We start from the raw sequence: 10,768 nt of genomic DNA, 5'->3' as shown, positions 1-10,768 counted from the left end.
CGGGCGGGTGGCCGACGACTTCCGCATCAGGTCGTTTCTGCCCACACTCGGCCGTCTCACCGCCGCGGGCTGCCGCGTGGTCGTCTGCTCCCACCTCGGCCGCCCGGAGGGCCGTGACGAGTCGCTGATTACAGCCCCCGTGGCTCAGGCCCTGTCGGCCGCGGCCGGTGTCCCCGTCCGCAGCGTGCGGGAGGTGGCCGGGCCTGAAGCCGCGGCGGCCGCGGCCGATCTGGCGCCCGGTGAGGTCCTGATGCTGGAGAACCTGCGGTTTGAACCGGGTGAGACGGCAAATGACCCGCAGCTGGCCGTGCAGCTCGCCGCGCTGGCCGGCTTCTACGTCAACGACGCTTTCGGCTCCAGCCACCGGGCGCACGCCTCCGTGGTGGGCGTGCCGGCGCTTTTGCCGTCCGCCGCCGGATCGCTGCTGTCCGGTGAGGTGCGGACGCTGTCCCGGCTCCTGGAGCCGCCGGACCGGCCTTTCGTGGTCGTCCTGGGCGGCGCCAAGGTCTCGGACAAGCTCGGCGTGATCAGGAACCTGTTGGCCCGGGCCGACACGATCCTGGTCGGCGGCGGGATGTGCTTTACGTTCCTGGCCGCCGCGGGACACGAGGTCGGCAGGTCGCTGCTCGAAAAGGACCGCGTGCAGGACGTGAAGTCCCTGATGGACGATGCGGGCGGAAGGATCGTGATCCCGTCCGATGTCGTGGTGGCCGGGTCCCCCGATGACTCCAGCGGCCGGAGCGTGCCCGTGGCGTCCATGCCCCCGGACGCGATGGGCCTGGACATCGGCCCCCGGACGGCGGCGCAGTTCTCCGAGGTGGTCGCCGGAGCGGGGACCCTGTTCTGGAACGGACCGATGGGCGTCTTCGAGAAGGAGCCCTTCGCGGCCGGTACCCGGGCGGTCGCCGAAGCCGCCGCGGCGTGCAAGGGGTTCACGGTCACCGGCGGCGGCGACACGGCCGCCGCGCTTGCCGGCACCGGGGGGCTTTCGGAGCGGATCGACTTTATGAGCACCGGCGGCGGCGCCTCGCTTGAGTTCCTCGAAGGCAGGAAGCTGCCGGGGATCCAGGCCCTGGAGCAGGCGGCGGCGCGCGCGGGCGGTCCGGACGGGGGCCGCCGGTAGAATCTCGGACTGCCCCCGGCCAGTGAGGGATTACATGGCGCGACGTCCGGTCATAGCCGGCAACTGGAAGATGAACAAGACCCACACCGAGGCGATCTCGCTCGTCCGGACTTTGAGCTACGAGCTCGAGGAGCGCGACTACGACCGCGTGGAGATCGTGGTGTGCCCGCCTTTCACGGCCCTGCGGTCCGTGCAGATCGTCGTTGAGGAGGAGCACATACCGGTCGCCCTGGGAGCGCAGAACATGCACTGGGAGCCGTCGGGCGCGTACACCGGAGAGGTGTCCGGGGCCTTTCTCAAGGCCATGCACTGCAGGTACGTGATCCTCGGCCACTCTGAGCGCCGCCAGCTGCTTGGCGAGACGGACGAGTGGGTGGCAAGGAAGGTCAAGTCGGCCCTGGCCCAGGACCTCCTGCCGATCCTGTGCGTGGGCGAGACCCTGGATGAACGCGAGGCCACCCGCACCGAGGAGATCGTGGGGCGTCAGGTGCGCGCCGCATTGTCCGGGATCGACCCGGCCTCCATCGGCCGTCTGGTCGTGGCCTACGAGCCGGTCTGGGCGATCGGGTCCGGACGGGCAGCCACACCTGAGGACGCCCAGTCCACCTGCGCGTTCATCCGATCGGTGCTCGGCGAGCTGGCGGGCGACTCCGCCCAGGCCACCCGCATCCAGTACGGCGGCAGCGTAAGCCCCGGGAACATCGCGTCGTTCATGGCGCAGCCCGACGTCGACGGCGCGCTCGTCGGCGGCGCCGCCCTGGAGCCGAAGTCGTTTGCGATGATCGTCCGCTACTGATGCCGAAGTCGATCTGCTACGTGATCCTCGACGGCCTCGGCGACGACCCCGTACCGTCCCTGGGCGGCCGCACCCCCCTGGAGGCCGCCCGCACGCCGAATCTCGACTCCGTGGCCCAGCGGGGACGCAGCGGCACGGTCGTCACGGTAGGCGAGGACATCGCCCCCGAGTCGGACATCGCCGTCTTCTCGATCCTCGGCTACGACCCCCGCACCCACCACGCCGGAAGGGGCCCCCTGGAAGCCCTGGGAGCCGGCATCGAGATGCGTCCGGGGGATCTCGCCTGGAGGGCCAACTTCGCGACCCTCGGCGACGACGGTCGGATCTCCGACCGGCGGGCGGGACGCGACCTGTCCGACTCGGAGGCGCGGTCACTGGCCGATGCCGTCAACGAGGGTGTCCGGCTGGAGGGAGCCGAGGCGCGGTTTCTCGCGACGTCCGAGCACCGGGGGGTCCTTCACCTGCGCGCGTCCTCGCCTCTGTCCGCCGAGATCTCCAACAGCGACCCCGCCTACGAGCGCCGCGGCCCCCTGGGGATCGCGCTGGAGACGTTCGAGCCGCTCGTGAAAAGCTGCGAGTCGCTGGACGACACCGCCGGCTCCAGGCTCGGCGCGGCCCTGACAAACGAGTGGACGAACCAGTCGCGCAAGCTCTTGGACTCCCACGACGTCAACGCGGCGCGTGTCCGGCGCGGACGGCCCCCGGGAAACGTGGTGCTGCTGCGCGACTCCGGGGACCACATACCGCAAGTCGAGTCGCTGCAGGAGCGATTCGGCATGTCGTTCGCGTGCTTCGCCGAGATGCCGGTGGAGATCGGCATCGCCAGGGTCACCGGCATGGCCCCTGTCCACGTCGAGGCTTCCGGCGAGGACCCTGCCGCCTACGCGAGGCTGGCCGAGCAGACGCTGGCCACGCTGGAGGGCTACGACGTCCTGTACGTCCACATCAAGGGGCCGGACGTGCCCGCGCACGACGGCCGCGCGGAGGACAAGCGCGACGTCATCGAGGCCATCGACGAGGGCTATTTCGGGACCCTGCTGCCGGGCCTCGGCCCCCAGGTGATCCTGGCCGTCACGGCGGACCACTCCACGTCCTGCGTGCGCAAGGCGCACACGGCGGATCCGGTTCCCCTGGTGATCGCGGGTCCCGGCGTTTCCCCCGACGGCTGCCGCGGATACTCGGAGGCCGAAGCTGCCTCGGGTGCCCTTGGGCGGCTGCGTGGCACCGAGATCCTGCCGATGCTCGTCGAGCTCGCCCGGCAGTGACGCGCCCCGACCGCCGCCGGTGTCTCGGCTAGAATCCCAGCATGATCAACATCGCCCTCATAGTCCTCCACGTCATCGTGTCGCTGATCCTGGTGGCGCTCATCCTGCTGCACTCGGGACGTGGCACCGGCCTGTCCGACGTTTTCGGTGGCGGCGGGGGAGCGCTGGGCGGGGCCGGACAGATGGAGCGCAACCTGGACCGCATCACGGTCGTGGCCGCCCTGCTGTTCGCGACTACGACGCTGCTGCTCGGCCTCCGCCTGACCTAGCCGGTGCGCCGGCTCGCCGCCACCTGCGCGCTCGCGCTGGCCGCCTCGGCGTGCACCGACTCGGAGCCGCCGGCACGGCCTCCCTCCGAGCTGCGGGTGGGGGTCCGGACCGTCGGTTCGCTCGACCCGCTGGCCGTCGAGGCGCTCGAGGGCGAGCGGGGAGAGACCCTCGTTCGGCGGCAGATCTTCGAAGGGCTGGTGTCCCACGACCCCAGGACCCTGGAGCCCAAGCCGGGGCTCGCGTCAGGATGGACCGTCTCGCCGGACGCCCGCACCTTCACGTTCCTGCTCAGAAAGGACGTCCGGTTCCACGACGGGACCCCGGTCAAGGCGTCGGACGTCGTCTTCTCGCTGAGCCGTCTGGCCCGTGCGGCGTGCGCTCCCGAGGCCTCGCCCACGCGGGGTGCGCCCTCGTATCTGCTGTCGCTGGTGGTCGGGTACCCGGACGTCGCCGGCGGGTGCAAGTCCGACATCCTCGCGGGGGTCGCCGCCCTGGGGGACTCGACCGTCAGCATCGCTCTGAGCGAGCCGTGGGCGGACTTCCCGTCCGTCCTGGGACATCCCGCGGCGTCGGTTGTCCCGGAGGCGGAGATACGCAGCGAGCACCGCCAGTTCGGCGAGAAGCCCGTCGGAACCGGCCCCTACACGGTCGCTGAGGCCTGGGACGGCGGAGGCATGCGGTTGGAGGCCTTCGGGGGCTACTGGGGCCGCCAGCCCGCGATCAGGCGGGTTCGGGTCATCGGCACCAGGGACGAAGCAGGCGGGTACCTGGACCTGCTGCAGGGCAAGCTCCACTACGCGAGTGTCCCTGCCAACCGCGCCCGGCAGGCGCGCCGCAAGTTCGGCGACGACGGGTTCGCCCGCACCACGGGGTTGTACTTCTTCGGGTTCAACCTCAGAAGCGCCCGGGGCATGAAGATGCTGGCGTTCCGGCAGGGGCTGAGCATGGCCGCCGACCGCTCCGGCATCGCCTCCGCCATCTTCGAGGGCACGCGCGACCCGGCGCTGGGGCTCACGTCCCCCGCTCTGCCCGGAGGCCGGGCGCGCCCCTGCGCGGCCGTCTGCCTCCACGACGCCGACGCCGCCCGAGCCAAGATCGCAGAGGCGTTCCCGGACGGGCCGCCCGAAATCACGATCGGAGTCCCGGAGGAGGGGAGCAACCCGGCGGTGGGCGAGGCGCTGGCCAAGGCCTTCGGGGCTGCCGGGGTGACGGCGCGCGTGGTGAAGCGCCCCGTGCTGGATCACGTCAAAGGGCTGGACTCCGGTGACCTGGACCTCTTCCAGTTCGGGTGGGTCCCCGCATACCCGGCGGCCGACGGCCTTCTGTTCCCGCTGTTCGCATCCACGGCCCGCGACAACTTCATGCGCTATGCCAACCCGGAGGTGGACAGGCTTCTGGCAGAGGCTCGCCGGACGGTCGAGCCGGGGGACCGCGTCCGCCGGTTTGCGAAGGCCGAGGAGGCGATCCTGGCCGATCTGCCGGTGTTGCCGCTGCTGTGGTACCGGTCCAGCGCCGCCATGGACCTGCGACTGCGCGCCTCCGGGGGTCCGGCCGTCGACGGCCTCGGCCTCACGAATTTCGCGCGCCTGTCGTTTGGGCGCCCCCGCGAGACGTCTTGAGCGCCCGACGTGGGCGCCCGACCAGGCTGTGCCTGGCCCTGGTACTGCTGGCTGCCTCTGCGTGTCCGAGCGATCCCAAGCCGCCCGAGCCGTCGCCCGTCGGCCCCCCGCCCACCGGCACCATCCGGTTCGGCTACCCGTGGGAGCCCCCGACGCTTGACCCGGTGGCGCGCGCAGGCGGCTCACGCCCCACCCGGGACATCCTGCGCCCCGTCCTGCCCTCGCTTTTCAGGATGGACGCCGCCATGCGCCCGGCCCCCGACCTCGCGGAGGCCTGGCCCGCACCCCGGGACTTCAAGACGGACCCCTTTTCGGTGGCGCTGAGGCTGCGCAAGGCCTCCTGGAGCGACGGCAAGCCCATCACGGCCGAGGACGTCCGGTTTACGTGGGAGCGGCTGAAGGCCGGGCCCGGTGCGGGGCGGTACCGGCTGCTCAAAGACGTCCAGGTCCAGGGGCCGCGCCGCCTCACGCTCCACTTCCACCGTCCGGTCCGGAGGTGGTGGGCGCTGTTCTCCATCGACGACCCGATCCTGCCGGCGCACGCGTACTCACCGGCGTGGGAGAACGGGCCCACGGTCTCGGGCGGCCCGTTCGCGTTCGAAGGCTGGACCCGCGGCTTGTCGATCCGGCTGAGGCGCAATCCGGGCTATTGGGGCAAGAGCGCGGGGGTCGAGGCCATAGACGTGACGTTCGTCCGCGACGAAGAGGCGCGCCTACAACTGCTGTCCAAGGGTGAGCTCGACGCCGCCTACGCGCCGGGGGAACCGAATTTCGGGGCCCGATCCGGCGCTCGGGGCTTTGCTCCGACCGATGGCCCCCTCACGGGAGGTCCCGGCGCGTCCGGACCGTGGGGGAGCACCTGGTGGGAGCTGGACTTCAGCCCGGCCCGGCTGAAGGGACGCGAGGTTCTCGCAGAAGCCGCCGGTCACGTGGCGGACAGGGCGCTCGTGGCCGAGCTGCTGGAGGACACCGGCCAGCAGGCTAACGGGATCCCGCACCAGTTCCCGGTGCTCGGCCCCCGGGCCGAGGGGCGTCCGGCGATAGACGGCCCTTGGAAGCCAGGTGGGGTGGACGCGGCGCGCAAGGCACTGCAGGGAGCCGGGTTCAAAAAGTCCGGCGACAAGTTCACGAAGGGCGGCACCGCGGCCACCTTCGAGCTGGCCTACGCGAATGGATCGTCCGCGGCCGCCTCGCTCGCGAGGTTCATCCATTTCCGAATGAGGGAGGTGGGTGTGCACGTCGAGCTGATCGGGGTGGAGCCCCTTCGGTACGAACGCGAGTGGCTTCCCGAAGGGCGGGCGGACGCGATGCTGGTCCTGAGGTCGGGGGCCGACGCAGCGGACGCGTCCGTGTACGCCGCACCGCCCATACAGGTGCCGGACCTGACGCCGATTCTGGATGCCGCCGAGAGCGCGGCCGATGTCCGCAAGTTGCGCGGAGGTCCCCAGCCCGGCCTCCCGAAGGCCGAGTGGCTGAAGGTCCAGGAGCGGCTGGCTGCTTCACGGCTCGTGGTCCCTCTCGCCCGTGTCCGCGCCTGGACGGTCTCCCGTGGGGGCATCTCCGGACCTCACTCCACCGGATCCGCGGCCGGACCGCTTTGGAACGCCGCTGACTGGCGGACCACCGGATCCTGAAATCAAAGAGGGCCGGACCCGAAGGTCCGGCCCTCTTCAGTACCAGGTTGCTAGACGATCCGGCGCCGGGTGTACAGCCCGATGCCCGACAGGACGATCAGCCCGAGCCCACCCGCGGCGGCCGCGGTCTGGACAGGACCGGTCCTAGCCAGCGTGGCCCCGAGGACCTGACCGACCGGCACGCTAACCCTGCCGGAGCCGCCGGCCGCGGATGCTCCCGCGACACCGACTGCGGAACCCGCCAGCGCCGCGCTCTCACCGCTGCAGTTGGCAAGGGTGGCCGTGACAGACGCCAGGTCCTCGATCCGTCCGGCGGATCGCGCCTGGATCACTGCCGTGTAGGTCCGGCTGTCACCGGGCCTGATCGGCCCCGGATCCGTCCACACGATCGTGCCCGAGGACAGGTTGTCGCCCGACGGTGACTGCGATGCCGTGGGATTCGTGCTCTGCACCCGGAAGGTCCCACCCTGCGTCGTGGTGATCTCGTCGGTAACCGTGATGTTGGTCAGGTCGCAGTCGTAGGGGTTCATGACGGTGATCGGCGTCGAGAAGGTCTGGTCGACGTCGACTTCCTGCGGGTTCGCGCTCTTCGTGACCGGAAGCGGGCACGAGACGCCGCCCGTCGGAACCTGCGCGGACACTTCCATGTGACCGATGCGCAGGTCCTCCACCTTGGAAACGACCTCGCCCGCTGGGTTGCGGGTCTCGAGCAGCTTCACCCGCACCACGTCCACGGCACCGGATGCGACGGTGCCATCCGGGGCTTCCGTCACTGCGCTGCTTGCGTTCCCACCGATGGCCCGCGGGTCCTCGCCGATGACGATCTCACCGACGTTGTTCGGCAGGGGCACGACCAGGCCGGTCGGTCCGAGCAGTGCGATCCCCTGACTGGTCAACTGAGTGGTGACCTGTCCGGCAGCATTGATGATCCGGATGAGGGGCGTCTCCGGAGAGACGGTGCCCGGTCCGTAGTGGATGTACGCGCCGCCCGGGACTCCGGAGGCCACCGCCCGCAGAACCCACTCGCCGGCTATCTCGATGGTGGTCTGGTTGGGCGTGCCCCTGAACAGCGTGACCGGGGCGATCGTCTCGCGGACCTCGCTCATGAGGCCGAAGTTGTTCCCGATGAACGCACCGCTGCGATTGGTCTGGCGGACCAGCTTGGTGCGCGACACCGACTGAGCCACCGCCCGCTCGCCGCCCGCAGGGGACTGCGGGGCGTCGGAAGAGAGCAGAGGCTGGTCGAGCGTCACCGGGTTGGTGTCCCCGCCGGTGTCGAGCAGCTGGGCGTCCTCGGCGTATCCGAGCCCGTAGCTGAGATCGGAGCCCAGGATGCAGGCCGCGTCCAGCCAGCGTGCCTGCGCCTGCCCACGGAGGGTTGAGGCGTAGACGACGTCATCGACCCGGATGGGCCCCACCTCTTCGGTGATCAGGCCGGTGGACGGTGGGGCGAATGCTTCCGCCCTGCCGTCCAGAGCTATCTGCGTGTCCGCCGAGGGCGGATTCAAGAGCGCGCCTACTTCCAGACCCGCGCCTCTTGCCTGGGTCTTGTGGGCGGCGGAGATCCTCTGAACGACACGCTGCATCTCGTTCTGGATCTGATTGGTCATGCCCCGAGAGGCGACCGAAGCGCCAGAGAACGCCTCGTCCACGTTCACGAGCCGTCCCGCGGCCGGGGCCGGCAGAACGCCTGAAATTGCATCCAGGTGGAAGACCGAGCCGGTCGCGTAGCCGTTGATCACGGCATCCTGGATCGGTACCTGCGCTTGCGCCCTCGGCGCGAGCAAAGCGACCACTGCCATGGCTGCGGCCGCCGCGGCTACCTTCTTAATCCCCCGCATCATCTGAATATCACTCCGATCGGTCCTTGGCCTATCCCCCGGGCCCCCTGGGGGACCGGCCCGGCAGAACTAGTGCCTCTAGTTGCTCAAACGACCCACTGACGCAGAGGATACGGCTCCGCGGACACAATCTTCTCTCATTTGGGGGTCGGCTGGGAAGCGGACCACCGCAGTTTCGCCGCGACCCGGCCCGGGTATCGATGGGCCATTCGCTCCGCCCAGGGGACCGGGGGGAGCCCAAGATCCGCAAAATGACGGGAGGGACCCCGATGTGGGGCCCCTCCCGAGGGAAGTCCGGAACTGCGAGGCCGCCTACCTGGCGCCGATCGCAGCCACCTCCTGCACAGCCGGCACCCGGGCCTGGAAGACGAGGCTGAAGTTCAGCTTCCATCCCTTAAAGGCCGACTGGTCTGTCTGGTTGTCCTCCTCGGTGAGGTTGAACTCGTAGTACCTCTGGTCGGTGCGGGCGCCCGTCGCGTCCTCGGACCCGAAGGCCTTGACCGTGCCGAGGTCGCAGGGGGCCGACTGGACGAACCCCTTCAGCCCGCCTTCGCAGGACTGGACGTAGTCGCGGATCGTCCGGTTGTCCGGGTCGCCGTTCAGATTCGGCGGATTCCTGGCCAGGCCGTGGTCGTCGCCGTTCAATTCGGTGCTGTCGGCGTGGTACACGCTCTCCTTGTCCACCGAAAAGGTCCAGAAGGCGATAAAGGCGTTGGCGGCGTTGCTGGGCTGTCCGATCACCTGGGGAGTTGAACCGGGAGCCGAGCACGACCTAGGGTTCCCGCCGCCATCCACGCACCCGATGACGCTGATGTCCCTGATGTACACGTAGAAGGTCGCGTCCTTTGCGGGCATCGAGTTCGTGTTGTCCAGCCTCACCTCGACCGTGCGCGTGTCGCCGGGGAACGTGTCGATCCCGTCTTCGTAGATCGCGGTAGCGCCGTAGGTGGTGGTGCAGCCGGGCTGGCTGGTGCTGGCGCAGCCGGCGGTGTTGATGAACTCCTCGTCGGGGTCGGGGCGCAGGTTCGCGTCCCGCTTCCAGACCTCGTAGTTGAAGGTCGAGGCGTCCCGGACGACGTTGTTGGGGATCGCGCTGGTGAACAGTTTGTAGGCCACAGCGACGCCTGTGACCAGCGAAAGTACGGTGAGCAGGCTGACGGCCGACCGCTTGCGCTTTGTCCAGAAGCCGCGGCTGTCCTCCCCCCACGCGACAGGCATCGCGAAGTCCATCTTGAGTAACCTCCCTCAGTGCCCCTGTCCGCGGCTTCCCTTTCCGCGGTACACCCCTAGAAACGGGGCCGGAGGCCTTTCCCGTCGGCCGTTTTCCCTTTCTGGAAGCCCCGGCCGGGCTTCTGCCGCCCCGTCCTGACGGCACTTGACGCGGGCCTCTGTGCTCGCGGCGGCGACGGGTATGGCCTTCCGGGACCTTTTGCTATGCTTTCGGCTTCCAGCGCAGGTGGCGTGGCCGCAAACGGCCTACGGCCCCCTGCGGGGCGACTTTTTCGCACAGGAGGCTTGATGAGCAAGCGGCCACCGCGCAGCAGGGGATCAGGGTCCGGATCCTACGACGGAAAGCTCAACGCCAAGTCGTTTAAGGCGAACTACGAAGAGATCGTCGCGAACATCGAGACGGTCATCAAGGGCAAGTCAGACGTGGTGCGGCTGTCGCTGGTGGCCATCCTCTGCGAAGGCCACATCCTGTTCGAGGACGTGCCGGGGACGGGCAAGTCGATGCTGGCCCGGGCCATCGCACAGTCGATCAACGCCACCGTCAACCGCGTCCAATGCACACCGGACATGCTCCCCGCCGACATCACGGGGTCCTCGATCCTGGATCAGAAGAGGGGCGTGTTCGAGTTTCAGAAGGGGCCCATCTTCTCGAACATCCTCCTGGCCGACGAGGTGAACCGGGCGACGCCCAAGACCCAGTCGGCACTCCTGGAGGCCATGGCGGAGCGGCACGTATCAGCGGACGGGTTCTCGCACCCGCTGCCGCGACCGTTCTTCGTCCTGGCTACCCAGAACCCGGTCGAGCTGGCGGGAACCTTCCCGCTGCCTGAGGCGCAGCTGGACCGGTTCCTGTTCAAGCTCACGATGGGGTACATGAACCGCGACTCGGAGCTCGAGGTCATGTTCGACAACGCGATCAACCTGTCCATCGAGGACCTGGGGTCGGTGCTGGAGACCACCCAGGTCACCCAGATGATCGCGTACGCCTCC

At 69.5% G+C, this 10,768-nt stretch carries 9 protein-coding genes; 7 read left to right on the top strand and 2 right to left on the bottom strand.

Annotated elements, in window-relative coordinates:
- The 6 genes from VNE62_04860 to VNE62_04835 form a co-directional block, all read left to right on the top strand.
- On the top strand, window positions 1-1,123 hold a 1,123-nt coding region (locus VNE62_04860; GenBank protein ID HVE91619.1), incomplete at its 5' end, for a phosphoglycerate kinase.
- Window positions 1,124-1,157: 34 nt separating this feature from the next.
- Window positions 1,158-1,919, top strand: coding sequence for a triose-phosphate isomerase (gene tpiA, locus VNE62_04855; protein HVE91618.1), 762 nt, complete (start codon window positions 1,158-1,160; stop codon window positions 1,917-1,919).
- Window positions 1,919-3,184 (top strand): alkaline phosphatase family protein, encoded by a 1,266-nt coding sequence (locus VNE62_04850; protein HVE91617.1) that lies wholly within the window; start codon window positions 1,919-1,921, stop codon window positions 3,182-3,184. The genes tpiA and VNE62_04850 overlap by 1 nt, the downstream gene beginning before the upstream one ends.
- A gap of 41 nt (window positions 3,185-3,225) precedes the next feature.
- Complete coding sequence (gene secG / locus VNE62_04845) at window positions 3,226-3,453, top strand: preprotein translocase subunit SecG (protein HVE91616.1); 228 nt, start codon at window positions 3,226-3,228, stop codon at window positions 3,451-3,453.
- Window positions 3,454-3,456: 3 nt separating this feature from the next.
- Window positions 3,457-5,073: an ABC transporter substrate-binding protein gene (locus tag VNE62_04840; protein HVE91615.1), complete on the top strand. Its 1,617-nt coding sequence runs from the start codon at window positions 3,457-3,459 to the stop codon at window positions 5,071-5,073.
- On the top strand, window positions 5,070-6,707 hold the full coding sequence (locus VNE62_04835; GenBank protein HVE91614.1) for an ABC transporter substrate-binding protein: 1,638 nt from the start codon (window positions 5,070-5,072) through the stop codon (window positions 6,705-6,707). Before VNE62_04840 ends, VNE62_04835 begins: the two co-directional genes overlap by 4 nt.
- Before the next feature lie 50 nt (window positions 6,708-6,757).
- On the opposite strand, the gene VNE62_04830 is transcribed toward VNE62_04835, so the two are convergent.
- On the bottom strand, window positions 6,758-8,548 hold the full coding sequence (locus VNE62_04830) for a hypothetical protein (protein HVE91613.1): 1,791 nt from the start codon (window positions 8,546-8,548) through the stop codon (window positions 6,758-6,760).
- Between the two features lie 312 nt (window positions 8,549-8,860).
- Entirely contained in the window at window positions 8,861-9,778 is a 918-nt protein-coding gene (locus tag VNE62_04825; protein ID HVE91612.1) for a hypothetical protein, read from the bottom strand.
- Window positions 9,779-10,066: 288 nt separating this feature from the next.
- Between VNE62_04825 and VNE62_04820 the strand changes: the two genes are divergently transcribed.
- Window positions 10,067-10,768 (top strand): AAA family ATPase (locus VNE62_04820; protein ID HVE91611.1); only part of this gene is annotated, 702 nt, incomplete at its 3' end.

Source organism: Actinomycetota bacterium (assembly GCA_035536535.1).
Taxonomy (GTDB): domain Bacteria; phylum Actinomycetota; class JAICYB01; order JAICYB01; family JAICYB01; genus DATLNZ01.
This window is presented reverse-complemented; position numbering and strand designations above follow the sequence as displayed.